This window comes from Paenibacillus sp. DMB5 (genome assembly GCF_001517085.1).
Lineage (GTDB): Bacteria > Bacillota > Bacilli > Paenibacillales > Paenibacillaceae > Paenibacillus_AQ.
On the sequence record NZ_LRAC01000144.1, the window covers coordinates 25514 to 48176 of the forward strand.

The following is a 22663-nucleotide window of genomic DNA, read 5'->3' on the forward strand; positions in this document are numbered from 1 at the left end:
GCGGTTTTTGTTTGTCTTTTAGAGTCCAAGGACCGTTTACAGGTAATTAATCCCATGATAAATTATTGGAGGGACAAGCGTCCTTCAGTACTACACTAAAAATCGGATAGCCGCACAGGCAGCCAGGGGAGAGGGTTGCTCTGGCCGGCGTTACCATCCGAGAAGGGGAATTCGGAATGAAAAAAGTACTAAAAACAATCGGCACAAGTCTGGTAGCGGGGGCCCTGCTGCTGTCGGGAGCGGCTGGGGGGGTGTCCGGTACTGAGACGGTGTCGGCCGCAGCATCAAAGGCGCCTGCTGCTAAAGCGCCTACTGCGGATCAGGTAATCAGCAAGGTAGCAGCAGCGGCGAAGACACTAAAGAATTTTCACATTGATGTGACCAAGAAACAGGATGTGCAGAGCGGCGGCGTGAAGATCAGCAACACCAACACGCTGAATCTGGATATCAACCGCCTGCCGGCTTTTGCTGCAGCAGGAAGTGTAAAGGTCAGTCTGCTGGAGACTTCTTATGAGCTGTACGCTAATGACAATGAGTTCTACTATCTGGTGGACGGCAGTGAGCTTATCGCTGATTCTGAAGAGACTTACGAAGATAGTGAAGACGGCAGCAGCACTGATGTAGTGACGGACGGCGACGGAGAGCCGATTGATCCCGATGCGCAGTATTGGATTGACCTGCAGAAGGAGGAGTGGGATACCTTTTACTCCAAAGGCCAGTATGATCCTGCGGCCATGCTTGACTCCGTCAAAGCCTACAAAAAGGCGATGAAAGTAAGCACAGCAGGTGCACAGACTGTTATGCAGTTTACACTGACTGATCCGGCAGCGGCCAAGGCGGTTATTACCTTATACGATCAGGAGAATCTTTGGGATGGTGAGACTCTGCTGCCCAAGAGTGTAACCTGGAAGGTATTCGTCAACACCAAGACATGGCAGACAGAGAAGCTGACCGTTGACCTGAGTTATGTATTGGCTGCTGACGGAGCGAAGGATACCTACACCACCAAAATTGAAGCCAAATACTCCAAGAACAACAAGACTGCACCGATTGTGAAGCCGGCTGAGCTGGAATAGGTCTTATCATATGGAACAGCCCCGGTGAGCACGTGCTTACCGGGGCTGTTGCTGTCTAAACAGTAAACCTCACTTTGCAATAACCGTCTCCTGCACAGGTACATCAGCTGGAAAGACACCCGCGCTTTTCTTCACGGGTTTGCTCCAGTACTGCTCGTTTCCAGGCAGGTCATCGAACCATTCTGCGTCCTCCGGGCAGTCGAGGATCATGAATTTACCGTACTCCTGCTCCCGGGACTGATGGTATTTGAGATAGGCTTTGCCGTCCTCGATGGCCAAAATTTCGATTTTGCCGGAGGAGTGGCTCATGGAGAGCCGGACTCTTTTGCCGAGACCGGAGGTTCTGGCTTTGGCTTCCTCGACGATCCGGTACACCTGCTCAAGTGGCAGGACAAACTCACGGTTGCCGGCGATCGGCCGGTTAATAAAGAAATAGTAGGGCGTAATGCCTGCCCAGGACAGGCGATCCAGCAATTCGCCCAGCACAGCGGGGTCATCGTTGATTCCCTTGAGCACCGGAGTCTGGTTGACGATGATTGCACCGGCATCATGCAGGGCTCTGACAGCACGCTTGGCTTCAGGTGTAATCTCCCGCGGATGATTGATATGCGCCATGATGTAGATTCGCTTGTCTACAGTAGAGTGGGTGCGGATCAGCTCCAGCAGCTCGGGGTCCTGGGAGATACGCATCGGGTTAAATACTGGCAGCTTGGAGCCAAGGCGGATGATTTTAACATGCGGGATAGCCCTCAGGCTCTCAATAATGAAGCGCAGCCTGGTCGTGGAGAGAATCAGACTGTCGCCTCCGGTCAGCAGAACGTTGTTGATCTCCGGATGGGCGGCGATGTACTCGATTCCGGCGGAGACATCGGAGGAGGCCTCCTTGACATCGTTGCGGAACAGCCGTTTACGGAAGCAGTAGCGGCAGTAAGCCCCGCAGACTTCGGAAACAATCAGCAGGGCGGTTGTACGGTACTTGTGCTGGCAGCCCGGCACCACATAATTAGCCTCCTCATCAGAGGCATCCCACTGCCCATACTCCATAAGCTCACCCTCACCAGGAACAACCAGCCTGCGGATCGGATCATCCGGGTCCTCCCAGTCTATCAATGACAGATAGTAGTCGTTAGCCCTGAACACAAATTTGTCCGTAACCTCCCTCAGCCGGGATTTCTCTGCTTCGGGCAGCATTTCCATTTTGCCTATGTCGGTTATGTATCGTACCTTTTGCACATGAATCTCTCCTTTGATCTCGTATTGGCGAGGACAAGAGGGAGCCTTGATGTCAAAAAGCCAAACTGGCAGCCAGCAGGGTCTCTAAAAAACACAAAAAGAGACCCTTAGCACAAGGGTCTCATGTTATTAGAAACATAATAAAGCAGACCCATCCACTACTGACGAGGTTAGCTGACGGACTCGGGTAAGATGGTACCCTACATTGTATAGCTCAATGATTCGCCCCAATTGACTGGTTCCCCCGCTTTCCAGCTGGAAATGCTGGAAATTAAGCGTAGATCAAGTATAACCTGCAAAGTTTGCAGAAGTCAAAGCTGTTGCTGGTCTGCGCAAGGTAATATTTTTGCGGTAATTATAGTTAAACTTTATTTGGTATCCCGCCTGATTATGTTGTACGATATCGGCATATCTTTTTACAACAAGGAGGGCCTTGATGAAGCTGAGCTATTTGATCATTGATATGCAGGAAATTCATGTGCGGGATTCGGTCGATCAGAAGACGCTGGACCGCAGCTGTGAATATATTAATTATGTCGCGGACATGCTCCGGGAGAAGGGCCAGCTGGTCATTCATATTCAGGATATTGAAGGAATAGAGGAGGCTACCAGGGAGCGCTATAATATCATTCCCGAGATTCAGGTGGCGGACAGTGATCTGAAGGTAACCAAGGAGTACTCGAACGCATTCTGGAAAACAGAGCTGGAGCAGCTTCTGAACGAACACGGCGTGGAGCTGCTGATTATCTCCGGCTTCTCGGTAGAGCACTGCGTGCAGTTCACCTACAACGGGGCGAGTGAGCGGGGCTTCCGTCCGGTTTTGCTGCAAAATGGTGTTTTGAGCGCACACAGCGACGTAATCACTGCAGCATACAGGGACCGGAATCTGATTTCTTACCCGGTGATTCCGTATTTGATTAGCCAATAAAAAGAAGACACCCCTTTCCGTAACAGTGATTGCTGCTGCGGGCGCGGGGTGTTTTATTTACCTAAGGAACTATCCGGTAGCTGACCATGCAGCTGTAGTCCTGTTCATTTTAGAGCGGTAAAATGGCCGGATGTATCCCATTGGAGAAACAGGCCGGAGGGCGCATGGTATAGATCAGGACATAATGTCTGATCAGCGTATTCTATATCCCCGGTATCAGGGTTTAAAACAGAAAGACCAATGTCCGGACCCCATAATATAATCTTGTCGTGAACCAGTGCCAGTTGGGCATGTGGATGAACAAAAACCCCCTTTATATCCGAATGCATCCGGTATGCCGGCATCCGCGGGAAAAATTTCATTTGCTCTCCGGTTCTGACATCAAAGAGAACCAGCATAGGGGAATATTTATCCTTTCCGTAAATCAGCAGTTCCTCATCCTCTTCATCATACATATCGGGTGAAATCATCCCCCATACCGCGAATGTATAATCATCTATCCAGGTTACAGGATAGTCCCAGTCCTCCGTAGATTCCCACACGCAATGCACTGTCGGCCCATCCTCCGGCTCCCAGCAGTTGGTGCTCCAGGACGGGAGATGCCAGGCGCGGATGCGGCCTACAGGATGCCAGATCCAGCCCGTGTTAATGATCCATTCCCCGTCTGGGGACACATGCAGCTTGCCAAAGAAATAATCAAGGTAGTGTTCCGGGGTTGTCTGTTCTTCGCTTTTGTACACTGGTGTCTTACGTTCAGTCAGCAGTTCGCCGGATACTACATCGACTATATCCAGACGGTTCCATTCTGAGCCCTTGATAAGGACGGTGCGGTTATTCAGCTCCGCGAAGGCCAGAGGAAAGGTGCAGGTATTATAATGATAATCATCCCTGGACAGCTTCATTATCTCTTTATGGTTCTGCAGATCATAGAGGGCGGCATACCGGCCGAAACGGTTGGAAATAGCAACATATCGTTCATCCTGAGAGAGAACCATTTGCTGCGGATGCGCCAAATTCAATTCGGGAATATCCACCTGTAGCAGTTTGACCGCAGTCCCTGAATGCAGTTCAAGCCTCCACAGCTCTCCGCAATGGTTCAGCGCCAGCAGGGATACCGTCTGGAGCTCCGTACTCTTTAGTGCGTGTACAGCGACAATTGTACCGGGATCTGGTACCAGTACGGGGAAGGTAACCTTTTGGAACATAGCAGAAAGCCTCCTCAAAAGATCTGTAATCCTCATGGTAATGTTAATAACCAGTTTACCAGAGGATTTTATTTTCCGGTGCTTAATAATAGAAACTTTTTCCAAATACTCTCGTCCAATACTACAGAAGCTATTCCATTATAGGGGAGAGTTACATAATGAGAAATTGGAAGCTGGCAGCCGGTATTCTGGCCACGGCCATCGCATTAAGTCCGGGAGCGGCATCTGCGGCTGAAGGCAGCGTGATTCAACTGAATTACAAAGAGACTTCCTTGGGGAGCAGCCAGGTAGTTACGGCAGGTACTACGCTTGTTCCGCTGCAGCAGCTGGCACAGACGATGGGTTACGCCCTCACCTGGAACCAGGGCACGAAGTCGGCTAAGCTGATCCGCCCCGGCCGTGAAGTTACTATGACAGCCGGTACTGTTAGTGCAGCTGTAAATGGCACCGCATCAACGCTGACTAAAGTGCCCCGTATCCTCAAAGGGAAAGTCTATGTACCGCTGGTATCTGCAGTCAGTCTGTTGGGCGGCAAAACGGTGTATGACAAAGGCACGGGCAGCTTGAACATTGTGGATGAGCTGCGCTACTCCGTTGCTTCGGCTCAAGGCAGAACCTACTGGGTGTCACAAAAGAACGGCGATGTATTCTATAGTGCCTCGGCTTCCGGCAAGCCTGTGCTGATCGGGGAGTTGCCGTTTGCTGATCTGACCTATACCCACAGCCTTGAGGCTAAGAATGTGGGCAAGGGTACGGAGCTTTTGCTGCTCACGGATAACCATTATGCCATGTTCAATGATTTCAGCAACAGCTACCAGGTGCTGATCAAAGACGGCAAAGTCATGAAGCAGATGGACTATCACTATATAACCAAGTCATACATAAAAGCCCCGCTGCTGAAGACAGACCAGCTCTACATGACCGATGGCGGGAGCGTACAGTACATTAATGCTGACGGCAGCCTGGGGAAGTTTTTTGATCTGGAAGCTATCACAGGCACAGAAGGAAATTACACCATCGAATATGCTGCGGAAGATATTATGCTTGTACGCTTAATAACAAATACGCAGCTGTATGCGATTCACACGGCAAGTGGAGCAGGTATCAATCTTAGCGAGCAGCTGATCAGTGCCGGGGACCGTAAAGAATGGGACCGGGCGGACGGATCGGATGAGTTTTATCTGAAGAAAATGCTGGTGCTGAAGAAGCGGGAGGGCAACGTGATGACCTTCACCTATGCTACGCTGCCTGACGGAAAAGTGAAGACTGTGACGTACAAGGTGGCTTCGCAATGATTCCACGGAGAAGGTTTCCCGGCTGTTAATGCCTATAACAAAAAGATGCCCTGGCAGGCCGGGGAAGGCCTGCCAGGGCATCTTTTCATATGGAGAAAGGATTATTTCTTCGCCAGCTCCTGCCGTACAATCGGCGCTACCTTGGTGCCGAGCAGCTCAATTGCGCGCATGACCTCGCGGTGCGGCATCGTGCCGACGTTGACGTGGAGGAAGAAGCGGGTCACACCGAGATTTTTGTGCAGCAGAATAATCTTCTCTGCTACATACTCGGAGTCTCCAACATACAGTGCTCCGCGCAGGCTGCGGGCATCGTCATAGGTGGCCCGGTTGTAGCTCTGGCCCCAGCCGCGTTCACGGCCGATGACATTCATCTGCGCTTGGGTGGAAGGGTAGAACAAGGCCGCTGCCTGTTCAGTGGTTTCGCCGACAAAGCCGTGGGAATGGGTCGCAATCTGCAGCTTGTCGGGATTATGTCCGGCCCGCGCCGCTGCTTCCTTATACAGCTTCACCAGCGGAGCGAAGCGTTCCGGCATGCCGCCGATGATGGCAAATGCAACCGGAAGGCCGAGCATCCCGGCCCGGATGGCCGACTCGGGATTACCGCCTGTAGCGATCCATACCGGCAGCGGGTCCTGTACCGCACGCGGATAGACAGGCAGATTGTCAATTGCCGGACGGTGGCCGCCGCGCCAGGTTACCTTCTCGGAGGCCCTGATTTTGAGCAGCAGCTCCAGCTTTTCTTCGAATAATTCGTTATAATCGTCAAGGCTATAGCCGAACAGCGGGAAGGATTCAATAAAAGAGCCCCGGCCTGCCATGATCTCTGCCCGTCCGTTCGAAATGCCGTCAAGTGTGGCGAATTGCTGATAGACCCGTACCGGATCATCCGACGACAGTACGGATACGGCGCTTGTAAGCCGGATGTTCTTGGTCATTGCCGCTGCAGCCGCCAGGACAACCGCAGGTGCGCTTCCGGCATAGTCGGCGCGGTGATGCTCTCCGATTCCGTACACATCCAGTCCGACCTGATCGGCAAGGACAATTTCCTCTACAGCCTCACGCAGTCTTTCAGCATGGCTGATTACCTCACCGGTCACCGGATCGGGTGTCGTTTCCAAAAATGTGCTGATTCCTATTTCCATCTAAATCCGCCTCCCTCTTCTCATACAGATATATTACTATACTTTTTAATGTTTCTCAACTTTAGTAAGTGAAAATCAAGGATTTATTCCGCGATACCATGCCGGGCCGTGTCATGCGCCAATTTGGATAACTTGGACCGTTCAGCCGTTACTGGCCTTCTCTGTGGGACATAGCTTATTGTATTACGGACGAAAGCGGTGATCAGGAGTGGGAGAAGAATTAGGGAATACGGCGAGCGGTTTCGCCGCTCTTGCCGAAGGACTGAACACGACTGCAAGCGGGGCGGCAGCTCATGCGAAGGGCTTTGCTACCCTTGCCAGCGGGGACAGCTCGCATGCAGAGGGCAGCAATACGGTTGCGAGTGCCAGCGCGTCCATGCGGAGGGACATCTTACACAGGCAACGAATGATACGGCTCATGCGGAAGGCACTTCCACAACGGCCGGCGGCGTGGCTTCGCATGCTGAAGGATATCTGACCCATGCCCTTGGAGACGGTTCGCATTCCGAGGGTTCCATGACAATGGCAGCCGGGGCGGAGGCTCATGCGGAAGGCAATGCTACGCAGGCCTGGGGAGACTATTCGCATACGGAAGGCCTCAGCACATCGACTCAGGCCGGTGGAGCGGGTGCCCATGCCGAAGGGGAGGGGAACTCGGCGGCCGGAAGGGCGTCCCATGCCGAAGGCGGCGGCACTGATCCGCTGGGCAATCCTGCACCTAACTTTGCCGGCGGGGCCGGTTCCCATGCCGAGGGGGTTGGAACCACTTCGCTGGGCTTTGCCTCCCATGCGGAGGGCGGAACTTTAGACATAACGGCTGCGTCAGGGCCGGTGGCGCTGGGCGATTTCTCGCATGCCGAAGGGCAGAGCACGACCGCCAGCGGGACAGCCAGTCATGCGGAGGGCCTGCAGACTACGGCCAGCGGGCCGTCTGCCCATGCGGAAGGCGTTAGTACACTGGCCAGCGGTTTATACGCTCATGCAGAGGGTGCGAGTACTACGGCCGACGGGCAGGCCTCGCATGCCGAAGGCTTTATGACGCAGGCCTTCGGGGCAAATTCACATGCTGAGGGCGAGAACACGACTGTTACGCCGGGCCACCCGGGCTCGCATATTATGGGCCAGAACGGGTCAACCCGGTTTGCCTACTCCTGGCATCTGGCGGGCGGGCTGGATGTAGGGCCGAGTCTTAACTCGGCGGTAATCGAAGGGGCTACAGGGAATCTTTATCTGGACGGTACTGTTATTTCCCCGGCTGCAGCTGATTATGCGGAGATGTTCGAGACGTCTGACGGCCAGGCGCTGGAGCCCGGATATTTTGTCACCTTTGACGGAGCCAGCGAGAAGATCCGCAAAGCGAATGCCGAGGATGACTACATTCTGGGGGTAGTAAGCGGAAGACCTGCCATTCTGGCGGATGCCAGCGATTTGCGCTGGCACAAGCTATTCGTGATGGATGAGTGGGACCGGATCCAGTATCAGGAGGTTGAAGTACCGGAGGTCCGGGATACAGAGGGCAACGTGGTCCGCGCTGCCTCATCCAAAACCGAACCGGTGCTGAATCCGGAATGGAACGCCGCAGAGGAGTATATTCCGCGGATCGAGCGGGACGAATGGGTAGCGGTAGGGGTCATCGGCAAGCTGCTTGTCCGTGATGACGCACCTGCGGCCGGGAGGCTACTGCATGCCGAATGATGAAGGCATTGCAACGTCAGCTGCCGCGGGATACCGGGTCATGAACCGGACCCGGGATGATCAGGTGCGAATTTTTGTGAGATAAGCCGGAGCCGTGAGCAAGACGGGTGAGAGGTGCATTCCGGACCATCACACGGTTTATTTCCAAAGGCGTACTCTGTAAAGAGACACACAGGGTTACCTTCAGCGTCCGCTCAACACCAAAGCCGGGCAGCTCCCCGATCCTGTATCGGGAGCTGCCCGGCCTGTTGGCGTGCGGCTAGGATTTATCCTTCTTTACGGCAAGCTGTACGATCATAATGACAAGGGCAAGCAGGGCGATAAGCTGATCTGTACTCATGGTCCGATCCTCCAATCCGTAGTGCAGGATGGCTCTCGGACCGGCATCTCCCCTCCCCGGAAGCTGCTTTTGTTTCCCTAATGAAGCATATGAATTGCTGAATACCATTAGTACTTCATTCACTAAATAATTAATGCTGCAAGTTAACGGGAGGCCGTGGCCATAAACGCAGGAACCGGATGGACGGCTGTAGAGGCAAGTACCAAGGCTAGTACCAAGGTAAGTGCCAGTGTAAATACGATCAGAGTTGCCGGAACCCCGCTGGACTTTGAGACCGTCAAACCGATAACGATGCGGCGTTTCATGAGGGACTCTTGTTCGGTCTGCAGGCTGACGGTACAGAAGTGTACTATAATACTTCGGGAAAACAGGCATTCACACTGCGAAGGGCCGGCAAATGTCTATAACAGCGCCGGTAAAGCCGGCTTCATTAATACCGCTGGTAAGCTGGTTATCGGTTATCAGAAATACAACCATGCTTTTCCGTTTCACGAAGGCGTTGCGCTTGTGGGAATTAGCGACCAGACCGGCAGGAAGGCTGACCGTTACGGGTACATCAATACAAGCGGAAAGCTGCTGACCAAGCTCATCTATACACGGGAATCCTCACCCTTTAACGGCGGTTATGCGGTGGGCGTTACAGATATAGGCACCGGCTACATCCTGAGTAAATTCCCCACTTGATTATTCCTTATCCGCAGGATAGCATAGAGGGAAATGTCTATGTTTCATGGGATTAATTTCAGTTGGGGAGTGTTGGGGGCATGATCGTCCTGAGCAGGTTGGAGGCTGGATTGTGGTTGTTCTAGCCAGTCTGATTTTTGTGGTTACATTGTTTTTTGTCATTTGGCAGCCTCGCGGCTTGTCCATTGGCTGGTCAGCCTGCGGGGGCGCGCTGCTGGCGCTGATCGCCGGAGTAGTAAGCTTTACGGATGTGCGGGATGTAACGCTGATTGTGTGGAATGCTACGCTGGCGTTTGTGGCGATCATTCTGATCTCACTTATTCTGGACAGAATTGGCTTTTTTGAGTGGGCGGCACTGCATATGGCGGCTGCAGCCCGCGGCAACGGGACACTGATGTTCATTTACGTCATTTTGCTGGGGGCAGTGGTTTCAGCCTTTTTTGCCAATGACGGGGCTGCGCTGATTCTGACGCCGATTGTGCTTGCGATGGTAAGGGCGCTGAATTTTGATGAGAAAAAAGTATTTCCGTTCATTATCGCCAGCGGATTTATCGCCGATACGACCTCGCTGCCGCTGATTGTCAGCAATCTGGTCAACATCGTGTCTGCCGATTTCTTCGGCATTACCTTTATGCAATACGCCGGGCGGATGCTGCTGCCTACCCTGTTCTCCCTGGGGGCCAGCATCGGGGTGCTGTATTTGTATTTCCGCAAAAGCATACCGGGGTGCTATGACGCCCTCCAGGTCAGAGCGCCGCGTGAAGCGATCAAGGACCACCGGATGTTCCGGCTGTCCTGGGCGGTGCTGGCGATGCTGCTGGCCGGGTATTTTGTGAGCGAGTTCCTGAGTATTCCGGTTTCGCTGGTTGCCGGTGTGATCGCGCTTCTCTTCCTGTTGATGGCCAGCCGGAGTCCGGCAATCAAGACCATGGAAGTGGTCAAAGGCGCGCCGTGGGCGATTGTGTTTTTCTCGATCGGTATGTACGTCGTAGTCTACGGCCTGCGCAATGCCGGACTGACCGATGTGCTGGCCGATATCATCAGCAGGCTGGCAGGGCACGGGCTATTCGCAGCAACGATGGGCATGGGCTTCCTTGCCGCCGTTATTTCTTCCATTATGAATAACCTGCCGACTGTGCTGATCGGTGCGCTGGCTGTGGATACAGCAAATGCAGCAGGGCTCATCAAGGAAGCACTTGTATATGCGAATGTCATCGGCTCCGATCTGGGACCGAAGATTACACCGATCGGTTCTCTGGCTACGCTGCTGTGGCTGCATGTCCTGTCCTCCAAGGGAGTGAAAATTTCCTGGGGCACCTATTTCAAGACAGGGATAGTCCTTACTATACCGACCTTATTCCTTACTCTATTAGGGCTGTATTTGACACTGAAGCTGTTCTAGCTGCGGCAGCACGCACACGCACGAAAAGCACATCGTATTCACAAACAGCGGTCCGGACAGGCTATGTCCGGACCGTTTTTTAATATGAAATTCAACCTTTCTCTGTTTCATGGCCGCACCCCGGATACTTTACAACAGGCCATTTAACCTTGCGCAGGGCATCCATCAGCCCGGCTCCGATGTGCAGGTTGCTGCTGACCAGCTCATGCGGGGTTAACGCCATCCATTGGTTCAGGGAGACATCGGCGAACCGGTCGCTTTTGAACATTTCCAGAAACCATAGCGTCTCTGTGCCGGTATTCTGGATGTAATGGCCCATGGCGAACGGCACATAGCCGACATCCCCGGCCCTGTAATTGAAGGTGCGGGCTGCGCCGTTGCCGCCGAACACGGTCATCCGGCCCTGGCCGCTCAGATAGTACTGCCACTCGTCATTGTTCGGATGCCAGTGCAGCTCGCGCATTGCGCCGGGCTCAATCTCGACCAGTGCTGCAGCGATATTCCGTGAGATGGGGAAATTGGAGGAGTCGACAATCCGCACACTGCCGCCCGGTGTTTTCAGAGGAGGCTGGGCCAGCAGCCGGTGCTTGAAGCTCAGCGGAATTTCGCCGTAAGGAGACTGTATCTTCTGCTGATCAAGCACCCCGGGCACCTGATCCTGGTAGATGTACACCTGTTCCTTTGGAATACAGTCAAAGGCAGACTCAGATACCCCGAAGTTAGCCGCCAGCACTTCCTTGGGTGTATGGGCGAACCAGTCAGAAATGGACAAGGTGTTTAGGTCAGAGAAGCTTCCGTCGTCGAAGACCAGCAGAAATTCACAGCCCTGCCCGAGTCCCTGGATGGAATGGGGGATGCCGGGGGGAAAATACCACAGATCGCCCGGACCGACATCGGCGATGAAATTGCGCCCGTTCTGGTCAACGGCGGTAATCCGGGCACTCCCCAGCAGCATATAGGACCATTCCGCCTGCTGATGCCAGTGCAGCTCCCGGACGCCGCCCGGCGTCAGGCTCATATTAACTCCGGCGAGCGTTGTAGCGGCGGGGAGCTCCCGGACCGTAACCTCCCGCGACCAGCCGCCGTAATTAAGCTGCATATGGGCATCCGAAAAAGAAAACTTCAGGTTTGGGATAAGCCCGTTATCGGTGACAGGCGGGACGAACATGTCCGGGTTCTCCCGGTCACGCAGCACATCGCGCGGACCGAGATCCACATTGCCGGCACCGTCATTTCTGATGGGCTGGGGGATTGGCGCGTTACCTTTCAAGGGGGATTGTTCAGAATTCATAACGGCTCCTTTCCGGATTACAGGGCATAATGTTTACTCTATATGATCTGTGGCTGCCGATTATGATTGTGATTGGCGTCCGGCAGGATGTATGATTGGGTGTAAGCAGCGGAATATGGTATATTTCGTTCATATACAAACACAGTGCAGCAGCAGGCAGGCTGCAACAATAGCAGAGAGCAGGTTCAAAAACGAGATGACAACAGGTGAACAACAGAGATACCGCTTCAGCGAGGCCCCGATATGGGAGCTGCAGCGGACGTATTACGAGCAGCTTGGCATGCAGGCCTGGAACAATGACCAGGTGCCGCAATATATCACAAGCAACCCGATGATCGGAACGGCGTATGCTGAGATGATCTTGGGATTTTTACAGGACCGGGCCGCCAAGGGTTATACGGCTGAACCGGTTATTATCCTGGAGCTGGGGGCGGGAGCCGGCCGGCTGGCCTTCCAGACCCTTCAAAAGCTAAGTGAACTGATTGAGTATGCGGGAATACCGCTTCCGCCGTTCAAATACGTGATGAGCGATCTTCCGCTCCTGAATATTACCGGCTGGCAGCAGCATCCGCGGCTGATCCCCTTTGTGGAGCAGGGGATTCTGGACTTTGCCCGCTTTGATGCTGTGGCGGACACGGAATTGAAGCTGGTACACAGCGGCGCGGTCATCCGTCCGGGTGATCTTGCACAGCCGCTGCTCGTTATCGCGAATTACTTCTTTGACAGCATTCAGCAGGAGCTGCTGTATGTGGACGAAGGCAAAATTTTCGACTGCGAGGTATCCCTGAAGTATCCGGAGCAGGCGGAGACCATGACTACTTCCGAAGTGCTCAGAGATATTGTGCCGGAATATCATTATGTCCGTGCTGCTGCCTATGAAGAACCGGACTATCCGTTCCAGGAGGTCATTTCCTTTTACCGGCAGCAGCTCGAGGACTCGCATATCCTGTTTCCGGCTGCGGCGCTTTCCTGCATGGAACGGCTGGAGCGGCTATCCCGGACAGGCTTTATCCTGCTGACGGCAGATAAGGGAGACCACCGGCTGGAGAACTGGGAGTTCCTTGAGCCGCCGAAGCTGATGCATCACGGCAGCATCTCACTGACGGCGAATTATCATGCCATGCAGTATTACTTTGAGCAGAAGGGTGCGCAGACACTGACGACTCCGCATCATTACAAGAATCTGAACGTAGTCTGCATGCTGATGCTGAAGGACCCGGATGCCCATGTGCAGACCCGGCTGGCCTACCGGAGAAGTGTTGAACGGTTCGGACCGGATGATTTTTCAGCATGAAGCTGTGGATCGACAATAATTATGATTCCATGGGAATGCAGCAGATGCTGGCCTTCTGGCGGCTGGGCGGCTATGATGCCGAGCTGTTCATCCAGAGCGCGGAGCGGATCTCTGCCCTGCTGCCGGATGCCAACGACGAGGAGCTGCTCGACCTGCAGCTGGGGATTCATAAGATGTGGGACGGGTATTATCCGATGCCGCAAAAATATGATCTGGCCCTGGATACCGGACTGCTGCTGTTCGAAATGGACGAGTACAGGGAATCGCGCCGGTACCTTGAGCTGTCGCTGGCCGAGGGCGATGAGGAGCCGGTTGTAACCGTGCTGTACTGTCTGGCGATCTGCTGCTACGAGCTGGAGGATGATGCGGGTGCGCTGGAATATACCCGGAAGGCGCTGGTTATCGAGCCTGATCATGAAGAAGCGCTGGATCTGATGAATGCGCTAAGCCAGGGCTGACAGCCGCTTTACAGCAATGGATTGATTTGTTATCCTAGATCCAACAATGAAACGCGATGATGAGAAGAGTAGATACATGCAGTCCTTCACAGAGAGCCCCGGACGGTGAAAAGGGGCAGGGAAAGCCGTATTGAACCAAGCCTCTGAGCGGCGTGTTGGAACCGGCAGCCGGGGATAATGCGACAGGAGCTCCTGTTACAGAGCTAGAGTATAAGCCTTGCTCCCGCAGCTCTGCGGACAATGCCGTACTTGATGAGATTAATATGGCGACATATTAATGAACCTGGGGTGGTACCGCGAGAATCTCGTCCCCAAGACTAATCAGTCTTGGAGGTGAGGTTCTTTTTTGTTGACCAGAGAGGTTTAATAAGCGGAGATTTTACCCATACACAGGAGGTTATTCGAAATGAAAGAGCTATCTGCAGAAACCGGCATAACTTTAGACGATACGGCAGCTGCCAATGAAAATTTTATGGAAAAGCTGATCTGGGAAGACGTGGAGACCGGAGTGTTCAGCAGGGCTGTCTGCACCCGGTTTCGCCGGAGCCCAACGGCTATCTTCATATCGGCAGCGCGTTTGCCATCCATACCAACTATTGTATGGCCCGTAAATTCGGCGGCACCTTTCATCTGCGTTTTGACGATACCAATCCGTTAAAAGAGGACATGGAGTTCGTAAACGCAATTATCGAGGATCTCGAGTGGCTGGGCTGTAGTCCGGGAGAGCATATTTATTACGGCTCCGACTATTCGGAGCAGATCTATGAAAGTGCAGTAACTCTGATTCGCAAGGGAAAAGCCTATGTCTGCGGGCTTTCACCGGAAGAAGTGACTGCCTACAGGGGCACATTGACACAGCCGGGAACAAACAGCCCGTACCGTGACCGCCCGGTGGAGGAGAATCTGGCTTTGTTCGCCGGAATGCGGCAGGGCGATTACCCCACAGGCTCCATGGTGCTCCGGGCCAAAATCGATATGGGCTCGCCCAATATCAACCTCCGGGATCCTATTCTTTATAGAATTATTCACGCGCCGCATTACCGGACCGGGAATGAATGGTGCATCTACCCGATGTATGACTTTGCCCATCCGATCCAGGATGCGATTGAGGGAGTGACCCATTCCCTGTGCTCGCTGGAGTTCAAGGACCACCGGCCGCTGTATGAATGGGTGCTGAATGAGCTGGATATCCCAGAGCCGCCGCGGCAAAGGGAGTTCGGCAGAGTCAACCTGACCGGAGTTGTTACGAGCAAAAGATACCTCCGCCAGCTGGTGGCCGGCGGCCATGTGGACGGCTGGGATGATCCGCGGCTGCCGACGCTGCGCGGGCTGCGCAGACGGGGCTTCACCCCGGAGAGCATCAAACGGTTTGTAACCGAGATCGGGATGGTCCGAAGCCAGTCGATGGTGGACTTTTCGTTGCTGGAGCACGTACTGAGACAGGATCTGAAGGCCAGTGTGCCCGCCGTGATGGCCGTGCTTGAACCGCTCAAGGTAGTGATTACCAACTATAGCGGACCAGAGACAGAGCTGCTGAGTCTGGATAACAATTGTGAAAATCCGGAGCTGGGTACAAGAGAGGTCCCTTTCAGCAGCGTGCTCTATATTGAACGTGATGACTTTATGGAGCATCCGGTGCCGGGCTTCCGGCGGCTGATCCCGGGCGGTGAGGTGCGCCTCAAGGGGGCGTATATCATCAAGTGCAGTGAAGTGATCAAGGACCCGGTCACCGGGGAGATCAGCGAGCTGCGCTGCACCTATGATCTCGAGACGAAGAGCGGCAGCGCCATGAGCGGCCGGAAGGTCAAAGGGACGATCCACTGGGTATCCGCCAGCCATGCGGTGCCCGCCGAGGTGAATTTGTATGAGCAGCTGCTGAAGGATAACGAAGGGCCGAAGGAGGAGAGTGAAGCCTGGGAGGATGTCCTCAATCCCGATTCCATCCGGACTTTGAAGCACTGCCTGGTCGAGCCTTATGTGCTTGAGGCGCTTGAGCTTGAGCGATTCCAGTTCATCCGCCACGGCTATTTTACCGCCGACAACAAGCTGTGCAGTCCTGAGCATCTGGTGTTCAACCGGATCGTGCCGCTGAAAGACGGGTGGAAGGGGAAGAAATAGGGCGGGATAAATATTAATGATGCTTGTTTGGTGAAGATGGAGATGGAGATGGAGTTGAGATTATCCGAAATTATAGCGAAAATCCACTTAGTTATCGTTGGTAAGCTGGTGCAGAAGCTCAGCGGGCTGAAGGCGCAGGTGAAACAGCTGCGTGAAGAGCGGCAGAATCCAGTAATATAAGCAGATGTCAGAGAGCGGCGGGGAAAAGAAGAGTTGAGGCGGGAGACGGGGAAACCCCTGGTCCCGTCTCTTTTTCATATAGGCCAGCCCTCCTGCTATTTACGGGCAAAAGACCAGCCGCTGATTGCCAATCTCCGATTCGCGTTAAATGTATCTATGTATGCAACCGGAAAGTGAACCATGAAAATTACATTTACATTTTTCAGAATGAGGAATATAATGAGTATAAAATTAAAGTTGCATCAGGGAAACTTAAATGTGTGAACACAAATTTTCGGCACGAAGACAACTTCCCGTATATATAGACAACTTCCGGTGTAAGGAGGATTTAACATGATCGAGCAGACAGCTGTGGAGACAGGCAATATCATAAAAGCTAAACAAACTAAAGTTTCGGCACAGGCCGTATTAAATGGAGATGTAAAAGGACTGAAGCGGCTGCTGCCGTTCCTGGGCCCGGCCTTTATTGCTTCAGTAGCTTACCTGGACCCGGGCAATTTTGCCACCAATATTACGGCTGGCTCGAAATACGGCTATCTGCTATTGTGGGTAATTGCCGCTTCCAACCTGATGGCAGTGCTGATCCAGGCGCTATCCGCCAAGCTCGGTATTGCAACAGGCAAGAACCTGCCGGAGGTAGCCCGGGAGCAGTTTCCGAAGGGTGCAGCCATCTTTTTATGGATTCAGAGTGAGCTTGTTATTATCGCTACGGATTTAGCAGAGTTTATCGGGGCGGCACTCGGCCTGTATCTGCTGTTCGGCATTCCGATGCTGCCGGCTGCTTTGATTACGGCTGCTGGATCATTCGCAATACTTGAGCTGCAGCGCCGGGGTTACCGGAGTCTGGAGGCAGGGATTGCTTCGATGGTGATGGTCGTCGTCTTGGCCTTTGCCTTTCAGGTCATTATGGCGAAGCCGGATGCCGGGGCCGTGGTGGCGGGAATCTTCACTCCGGCGTTCCAGGGGGTAGACAGCGTGCTGCTGGCCGCAGGTATTCTCGGCGCAACCGTTATGCCGCACGCGATCTATCTCCATTCGTCTCTAACCCAGAGCCGGGTGGTGGGGGTAGACGAGAAGCAGAAGAAGCAGATTTTTAAATGGGAAATGATCGATATTGTCATTGCGATGGTGATCGCAGGAGCTGTAAATATGGCAATGGTGATTGTATCCGCAGCCTTATTCTTCAAAAACGGGCTGGTGGTCGAAGATCTGGATGTCGCGTTCGAGCAGTTCAGCCATCTGGCCGGACCGGTGACGGCAATTGCCTTTGGCCTGGGCCTGCTGATTGCCGGCTTATCCAGCTCCTCTGTAGGCACAATGGCCGGAGATGTGGTCATGCAGGGCTTCATCAACAAGAGAATCAACCTGTATCTGCGGCGGGCGATTACAATTATTCCACCGCTGGCGATCATCGCCTTCGGAATCAATGCGACCAGCGCGCTGGTTATGAGCCAAGTCGTATTGTCGTTCGGGATTGCCTTTGCACTCATTCCGCTAGTCATTTTCACCAGCAACCGCAAGATTATGCATGGGCTGGTTAACCGCAGAATTACTACTATACTCGGCTGGATGATCTCGGCGCTGGTAGTCGCGCTGAACCTGTTCCTGATCGTAGAAATGTTCGTTTAAATACGGCCTGCTCAAAAAAGCACCTTCAATTCCGCTTAGGCGGTTTTGAAGGTGCTTTTGCATAATCAGAAAATCTATTGCTTCACAATATCCTGTACCGCCTTATCCAGCTTCTCCAGCAGCTGGCCGCGGTCGATCTGCTCACCGAGGTATTCCTGCATCGCAGCGCCGAAGCCCTGGGTTACGCCGTCAGGGAACATATCCCAGTTCCAGCCGAGTGCGGTAGCCGATTTCTCCTGCACGGCAACGGCAACCTGGCCGATGTCGGCAGCGTCAGCAGCAATGTTCGTTTCTGCAGGAATGAATTTGAATTCCTTGGTCAGATACTTCTGGCCGGTCTCCGAGGTAACAAGCCAGTTCAGGAAGGCTTTGGCTTCTTCCGGATGTGCGGATTTGCTGTTCACGATATAGTTGTTCGGCACGCCGACGAGGATCGTACCTTCTTCGTCATTGATCGGCAGCGGGAGGAGGCCCAGGTTCAGCGCCGGATCGATTTTGTCGATGTCGCCCTGGGTCCAGTTGCCCTGCAGCATCATGGCTGCTTTGCCGGAGGCGAATTCGGCAACCTGTGTAGCATAGTCGGTCGTCATTTTGTTGTCCTGGGCGTTGTCGAAGATCACATCAACAAGATCAAGCCATTGCTCGAATACGGCATTGCCTTTGATCGTCTGCGTGCCTGCCTTGACATCCTCAATGAACTGCTTCGGATCAGGCTGGTGGGCCAGACCTACGTTAACGAGGTGAATCCCCATTGACCACCATTCATTGGTTGCCTCAAAAGGAGTAATGCCGGCGGCTTTGAGCTTAGCGGCAGCGTCCTTAAGCTGGGTCAGCGTTTTAGGCTCTTCGGTAATGCCGGCCTGTTCAAACAGATCCTTGTTATAAATAAGTCCGTAGCCCTCAACGTTCATCGGCATGCCGTACAGCTTACCGTCGACGGTAGCAGGAGCTTTGGCGGTTGGAATCAGATTGGCCGCCCAAGGCTGGTCAGATAAGTCGGTGGCGCGGTCCATGTAAGGGACCAGGGCGGTATAGCCGCCGTTGTTAAAAATTTCAGGTTCAGATCCGGAAGCGATCTCAGCCTTCAGCAGAGCGCCGTAGTCTTCACCGCCGCCGTGCGTCTCCACTTCAACCTTCACGCCGGTTTCCTTCTCGTATTCTTCAGCCAGTGCATTCAGCTGCTCGGCGATTTCAACCTTGAACTGGAACATTTTAATCGTCACATCTTTGGCGGGAGCCGCCGTTGCTTCAGCCGCAGCTGTCTCTTTTGGCGTATTGACGGCAGCCCCGCCGTTGTCCGCATTATTGCTGCTGTTGTTGCCGCAGCCTGCTACAATCAGAGTGCAAACGGTTGCCATAATCAACGCAAGCTTTCTTTTCATAGAATAACCTCCCTGGTCTGTGGTTCCTGCAACTAGATCGTATAGCATCCGGATGTTCACTTACACTTAATATTTTGCTCGAAAAAGTGGATATTGTTGCAGCCTTTGATTATGCACCCGGTTATCCCTTAACAGAGCCGGCGGTTACACCTTCCACAATATAACGCTGCAGCGACAGGAAGAACAGCAGAATCGGCGTAATCGCCATGACCAGTCCCGCAAGCGCAAGGTCCCACTTTTTCGTGTATTGCCCGAAGAATTTCGTCACGGCCACCGGCAGGGTGGTCAGATCCTTATTGCCCCCGATCACCAGCACCGGCAGCAGATAATCGTTCCAGATCCATAATGTATTGAGAATAATGACAGTCACAATGATCGGCAGCAGGAGCGGGAACACAATCCGGAAAAACACGCCGTAAGGATTAGAGCCGTCAACCCGGGCAGCCTCCTCAAGCTCATAAGGTACGCTTTTGATAAAACCGTGGAACAGAAAGACCGACAGCGGCATGCCGAAGCCGAGATAACAGGCCACAATGCCGTACAGCTCGCCGCGCAGCTCCAGTATACTGGTCACCCGGACCAGCTGCAGCATCAGGGACTGAAAGGGAATAATCATCGCCGACACCAGCAGCAGGAACACAAAGCTGTTGAACCGCGACGGTTTTCTGACAATCTGGTACGCCGCCATGGAGCTGAACATTACGATAAAGATGACGCTTAGCACCGTAATGGATAAAGAATTCCAGAACGCCTGCGGAAAATCAATCGCATCCCATACCTTGGAATAATTATCCCAGTGGTAAACGGCAGGGAAGGAAGCGGCATCGAGCAGGATTTCCTTGAGGCTTTTGACTGAATTGCTCAGCACCAGATAGAACGGCGACAGGAAGACGAGGGCCAGAAGAATAGCCGCGATCTCCAGTACAAAATGCTTAGGACGGTATCTGCTTGTATCCATTAAGCCGACACCTCTTTCCGTTTGGTCACCCATACCTGGGTAACAGTAATCAGCGACACAGCTACGAAGAACAGCAATGCCTTGGCGGTGCCGAGCCCGTAACGGTTGTTAATCAGCGCTTCCGCATAAATGTTATAGGCCAGCGACTGCGTAGAGGTTCCCGGTCCGCCTTTGGTCAGCGACAGATTAAGGTCGAACATCTTAAAGGCATTAGAGGTGGTCAGGAACAGGCAGATAGTGATGGCCGGCATGATCAAAGGAACATAGACACTTCTGAACAGCTGCGGGGCACGGGCGCCGTCAATCCGGGCTGCTTCAATCAGATCCTTTGGAATCCCGGCAAGGGCAGCGATATAAATGACCATCATATAGCCGGCGGTCTGCCAGACGAACACGATGACAAGTCCCCAGAAGCCGGTGCCAGGTGTACCCAGCCAAGGGAGCTGGAAGAACGAAATGCCGGTGATCTCCCCGATCGTGGCGAAGCCTTTGGTGAAAATAAACTGCCAGATATACCCGAGCAGAATACCGCCGATAACGTTAGGCATGAAAAAGATCGTCCGCAGCACCTTCTTGGTCTTCAGTGTGGTCATCAGCAGAAAAGCCAGCAGCAGCGCCAGCGCATTGGCCGCCACTACGGAGACAACCGTGAAGCGCAGGGTGAAGAGCAGGGATTCCCAGAACTTATCGTCATTCAAAAAATCCGTTTCCAGTTGGCCGCGCCGGTCCAGACCGCTTTGTCCAGATCGAGCCCGTTCCAGTCCGTGGAAGAGTAGTAAAAGCCGAGAAAGAAAGGGGTGACCACAATGGTCAGGAAGAAGAGCAGGCACGGTCCGAGGAACACGATTTGCTGGCCCCAGCCTCTTTGAAGCCGCAGAGCTTTTCTCATATGGAATCTCCTTTGTGTAGTTTTTCTAACGGTTCACGACTCCATTATAGAAAGCCTCCGCCGGCTTCAACACTCAATTTGATGCTTAGAAAAGTGGATTATATTGCAGCACGCCCTTTCAATGCCGGAAAAAATTCATAGTAGCGCTGCGTACGAAACTCGGTGTATGCTGTCGTTGCGAAGATTGAACACACTCAAATGATAGCGTTAACAATAGAAAACGGATGTCCGAACACTTATCGGGAGGCCCTTCATGTTCAAAGATAAGAAAGTATATATTTCACGCAATCCTTTATCCTTATCTTTCTCGCAGAAACGGATACCGTCCTGTCACGGACGGCGTAGCCGTTTCTACTTGAAAAACAGTATCCGCACCCGGCTGATGGCGCTTGTGCTGCTGGCCTCCGTGATTCCGTCGGGAATCTCGGTTACGTTCTCCTATCTCTACACTAAGCAGTCGGTGACGGAGCAGTCCGTAAAACAGAATACAAAGCTGCTCACCCTCGGGGAGGGGAATCTCAGCAGCTATTTCAGCGGGATGAACCAGCGGGCGATGTCGCTATACAGCGGAATCAATGTGCCTAGCTCCTTTTATACGACGCTGCTTACGGCCAAAGCTCCGGAGGATCTGCCGGAAGGTACGGCTGCGCCGGATACGCGGGCGGTTATATCCACCCAGCTGTACAATCTGTTCCTCTCCGATCAGAATACATTCCAGATTCACCTGTATGTCCGGGCATCCCGGCAGTCCAATCTGCTCCTGGGCGGGCTGTTCCGCCGTGAATCAGGGAAATACGTGCCTGCGGCTGTTCCGGGCGGGACCTACCGGCCGTTTCTCGAAGTAACCCATATGGATCACCAGTACGGGATGAAATCCGGCTTCCCCAATTTAAAATCCGGGACGGTGCCCGTTTTTACCGCCCACTTTCCGCTCTACCGGGCGCCCAGCGCCGATGTGCTGGCCGACCTGTCGGTCGACTTCCGGCTGGACGAATTGGAGGGAATCGCGAGGTCGATGTATAATTCCGGTACGGAGCGCCTGTATGTGCTGAATGAGCAGGGGCAGGCACTGTATTCGTCTGATCCGGACTGGATCGGGGAACGGGTGACAGCAGGCTGGAGCCAGCTTCCGCAGGACAGTGAAAGCGGCCATTTCAGCTGGAAAAAGGACGGGTTCGCAGGGATTGTAATGTACCGGCATATCGACGCCCCCCTGTTCAAGGGGAGCATTATCAAGCTGGTGCCATATGGGGATCTATACGCCGATGCGCGGGTCATTACCAGATTTACTACCGGTATAGGCGTATTGTTTCTGATTCTCGGCGGTATCGTTGCAGTTGTGATTTCCATCGGCTTCACAAGACCGATCAAGAAGCTGATTGCCTTCACACAGAAGGTGCAGATCGGCCAGCTTGATGCTCATGTGGAAGCGAGAGCGAGGATGAATTTGGTCTGCTGACCCGC

17 protein-coding genes, 3 pseudogenes, 1 riboswitch and 1 other annotated feature are annotated in these 22663 nt (G+C 53.4%); of the genes and pseudogenes, 12 read left to right on the forward strand and 8 right to left on the reverse strand.

The genetic code is table 11. The annotated features are described in order from the left end of the window. Nucleotides 1-176 precede the first annotated feature (176 nt). Nucleotides 177-1076, forward strand: a complete 900-nt coding sequence (locus AWJ19_RS24835) for a DUF6612 family protein (protein ID WP_068727935.1) — start codon at nucleotides 177-179, stop codon at nucleotides 1074-1076. Between the two features lie 69 nt (nucleotides 1077-1145). Here the strand turns inward: AWJ19_RS24835 and AWJ19_RS24840 are convergent, their stop codons facing one another. Continuing rightward, a complete protein-coding gene (locus tag AWJ19_RS24840) occupies nucleotides 1146-2309 on the reverse strand; it encodes a KamA family radical SAM protein (RefSeq protein WP_068727936.1) in 1164 nt (387 codons plus the stop codon). Between the two features lie 146 nt (nucleotides 2310-2455). Then, nucleotides 2456-2597, reverse strand: a riboswitch (cyclic di-AMP (ydaO/yuaA leader). Between the two features lie 148 nt (nucleotides 2598-2745). Between AWJ19_RS24840 and AWJ19_RS24845 the strand changes: the two genes are divergently transcribed. Beyond that, entirely contained in the window at nucleotides 2746-3237 is a 492-nt protein-coding gene (locus AWJ19_RS24845) for an isochorismatase family protein (RefSeq protein ID WP_068727937.1), read from the forward strand. 104 nt (nucleotides 3238-3341) lie between these two features. Here the strand turns inward: AWJ19_RS24845 and AWJ19_RS24850 are convergent, their stop codons facing one another. Further along, nucleotides 3342-4442 (reverse strand): hypothetical protein, encoded by a 1101-nt coding sequence (locus tag AWJ19_RS24850; RefSeq protein WP_068727938.1) that lies wholly within the window; start codon nucleotides 4440-4442, stop codon nucleotides 3342-3344. 158 nt (nucleotides 4443-4600) lie between these two features. Between AWJ19_RS24850 and AWJ19_RS24855 the strand changes: the two genes are divergently transcribed. After that, entirely contained in the window at nucleotides 4601-5737 is a 1137-nt protein-coding gene (locus AWJ19_RS24855; RefSeq protein WP_068727939.1) for a copper amine oxidase N-terminal domain-containing protein, read from the forward strand. A 101-nt stretch (nucleotides 5738-5838) separates the two neighbouring features. On the opposite strand, the gene AWJ19_RS24860 is transcribed toward AWJ19_RS24855, so the two are convergent. After that, nucleotides 5839-6879: an LLM class flavin-dependent oxidoreductase gene (locus tag AWJ19_RS24860; RefSeq protein WP_068727940.1), complete on the reverse strand. Its 1041-nt coding sequence runs from the start codon at nucleotides 6877-6879 to the stop codon at nucleotides 5839-5841. Nucleotides 6880-7087: 208 nt separating this feature from the next. Here AWJ19_RS24860 and AWJ19_RS34905 point away from each other — a divergent pair, with 208 nt between their 5' ends. Both AWJ19_RS34905 and AWJ19_RS24865 read left to right on the forward strand, forming a co-directional pair. Next, nucleotides 7088-7357, forward strand: coding sequence for a hypothetical protein (locus AWJ19_RS34905; protein WP_128083690.1), 270 nt, complete (start codon nucleotides 7088-7090; stop codon nucleotides 7355-7357). Continuing rightward, nucleotides 7330-8574, forward strand: a complete 1245-nt coding sequence (locus AWJ19_RS24865; protein ID WP_241781877.1) for a peptidase G2 autoproteolytic cleavage domain-containing protein — start codon at nucleotides 7330-7332, stop codon at nucleotides 8572-8574. The genes AWJ19_RS34905 and AWJ19_RS24865 overlap by 28 nt, the downstream gene beginning before the upstream one ends. A 259-nt stretch (nucleotides 8575-8833) precedes the next feature. Here the strand turns inward: AWJ19_RS24865 and AWJ19_RS34910 are convergent, their stop codons facing one another. Then, nucleotides 8834-9037, reverse strand: coding sequence for a hypothetical protein (locus tag AWJ19_RS34910; protein WP_128083691.1), 204 nt, complete (start codon nucleotides 9035-9037; stop codon nucleotides 8834-8836). 33 nt (nucleotides 9038-9070) lie between these two features. Here AWJ19_RS34910 and AWJ19_RS24870 point away from each other — a divergent pair, with 33 nt between their 5' ends. Next, nucleotides 9071-9598 (forward strand): WG repeat-containing protein, encoded by a 528-nt coding sequence (locus tag AWJ19_RS24870; protein ID WP_068727941.1) that lies wholly within the window; start codon nucleotides 9071-9073, stop codon nucleotides 9596-9598. A gap of 112 nt (nucleotides 9599-9710) precedes the next feature. Further along, nucleotides 9711-11000: an arsenic transporter gene (locus AWJ19_RS24875; protein ID WP_068727942.1), complete on the forward strand. Its 1290-nt coding sequence runs from the start codon at nucleotides 9711-9713 to the stop codon at nucleotides 10998-11000. A 91-nt stretch (nucleotides 11001-11091) separates the two neighbouring features. Here the strand turns inward: AWJ19_RS24875 and AWJ19_RS24880 are convergent, their stop codons facing one another. Further along, on the reverse strand, nucleotides 11092-12291 hold the full coding sequence (locus AWJ19_RS24880; RefSeq protein ID WP_068727943.1) for an oxalate decarboxylase family bicupin: 1200 nt from the start codon (nucleotides 12289-12291) through the stop codon (nucleotides 11092-11094). A gap of 196 nt (nucleotides 12292-12487) precedes the next feature. On the opposite strand from AWJ19_RS24880, the pseudogene AWJ19_RS24885 reads away from it, so the two are divergent. The 4 genes and pseudogenes from AWJ19_RS24885 (at nucleotide 12488) to AWJ19_RS24895 (ending at nucleotide 17970) form a co-directional block, all read left to right on the forward strand. Then, nucleotides 12488-14043, forward strand: a pseudogene (locus AWJ19_RS24885) (tetratricopeptide repeat protein). A 47-nt stretch (nucleotides 14044-14090) separates the two neighbouring features. Further along, nucleotides 14091-14359: a binding site (T-box leader), on the forward strand. 90 nt (nucleotides 14360-14449) lie between these two features. Then, nucleotides 14450-16161: pseudogene (locus AWJ19_RS24890) on the forward strand (glutamine--tRNA ligase/YqeY domain fusion protein). A gap of 48 nt (nucleotides 16162-16209) precedes the next feature. Further along, nucleotides 16210-16341: a hypothetical protein gene (locus AWJ19_RS37400; protein ID WP_277815839.1), complete on the forward strand. Its 132-nt coding sequence runs from the start codon at nucleotides 16210-16212 to the stop codon at nucleotides 16339-16341. Between the two features lie 333 nt (nucleotides 16342-16674). After that, nucleotides 16675-17970: an Nramp family divalent metal transporter gene (locus tag AWJ19_RS24895; protein WP_068727944.1), complete on the forward strand. Its 1296-nt coding sequence runs from the start codon at nucleotides 16675-16677 to the stop codon at nucleotides 17968-17970. 74 nt (nucleotides 17971-18044) lie between these two features. Here AWJ19_RS24895 and AWJ19_RS24900 read toward each other — a convergent pair whose 3' ends face one another. The 3 genes and pseudogenes from AWJ19_RS24900 to AWJ19_RS24910 all read right to left on the reverse strand — a co-directional run bounded on the left by AWJ19_RS24900 (nucleotide 18045) and on the right by AWJ19_RS24910 (nucleotide 21199). Then, nucleotides 18045-19352 carry an extracellular solute-binding protein gene (locus AWJ19_RS24900; protein ID WP_068727945.1) on the reverse strand — a complete coding sequence of 436 codons (1308 nt, stop codon included), beginning with the start codon at nucleotides 19350-19352 and terminating at the stop codon, nucleotides 18045-18047. Between the two features lie 121 nt (nucleotides 19353-19473). Then, nucleotides 19474-20310, reverse strand: a complete 837-nt coding sequence (locus tag AWJ19_RS24905; protein WP_068727946.1) for a carbohydrate ABC transporter permease — start codon at nucleotides 20308-20310, stop codon at nucleotides 19474-19476. Then, nucleotides 20310-21199, reverse strand: a pseudogene (locus AWJ19_RS24910) (sugar ABC transporter permease). Before AWJ19_RS24910 ends, AWJ19_RS24905 begins: the two are co-directional and overlap by 1 nt. Before the next feature lie 253 nt (nucleotides 21200-21452). Here AWJ19_RS24910 and AWJ19_RS34915 point away from each other — a divergent pair. Continuing rightward, the gene (locus AWJ19_RS34915) at nucleotides 21453-22658 is read left to right on the forward strand and encodes a hypothetical protein (RefSeq protein WP_068727947.1); all 1206 of its coding nucleotides are present in this window, start codon (nucleotides 21453-21455) and stop codon (nucleotides 22656-22658) included. Nucleotides 22659-22663: the final 5 nt, after the last annotated feature.

What these genes read in the sequence shown, in the direction of transcription:
- AWJ19_RS24900 (WP_068727945.1), bottom strand. Translation starts at nt 19,352, where the DNA reads ATGAAAAGAAAGCTTGCGTTGATTATGGCAACCGTTTGCACTCTGATT.
- AWJ19_RS24860 (WP_068727940.1), bottom strand. Translation starts at nt 6,879, where the DNA reads ATGGAAATAGGAATCAGCACATTTTTGGAAACGACACCCGATCCGGTG.
- AWJ19_RS24850 (WP_068727938.1), bottom strand. Translation starts at nt 4,442, where the DNA reads ATGTTCCAAAAGGTTACCTTCCCCGTACTGGTACCAGATCCCGGTACA.
- AWJ19_RS24855 (WP_068727939.1), top strand. Translation starts at nt 4,601, where the DNA reads ATGAGAAATTGGAAGCTGGCAGCCGGTATTCTGGCCACGGCCATCGCA.
- AWJ19_RS24880 (WP_068727943.1), bottom strand. Translation starts at nt 12,291, where the DNA reads ATGAATTCTGAACAATCCCCCTTGAAAGGTAACGCGCCAATCCCCCAG.
- AWJ19_RS24905 (WP_068727946.1), bottom strand. Translation starts at nt 20,310, where the DNA reads ATGGATACAAGCAGATACCGTCCTAAGCATTTTGTACTGGAGATCGCG.
- AWJ19_RS37400 (WP_277815839.1), top strand. Translation starts at nt 16,210, where the DNA reads ATGGAGTTGAGATTATCCGAAATTATAGCGAAAATCCACTTAGTTATC.
- AWJ19_RS24895 (WP_068727944.1), top strand. Translation starts at nt 16,675, where the DNA reads ATGATCGAGCAGACAGCTGTGGAGACAGGCAATATCATAAAAGCTAAA.
- AWJ19_RS34915 (WP_068727947.1), top strand. Translation starts at nt 21,453, where the DNA reads ATGTTCAAAGATAAGAAAGTATATATTTCACGCAATCCTTTATCCTTA.
- AWJ19_RS24835 (WP_068727935.1), top strand. Translation starts at nt 177, where the DNA reads ATGAAAAAAGTACTAAAAACAATCGGCACAAGTCTGGTAGCGGGGGCC.
- AWJ19_RS24845 (WP_068727937.1), top strand. Translation starts at nt 2,746, where the DNA reads ATGAAGCTGAGCTATTTGATCATTGATATGCAGGAAATTCATGTGCGG.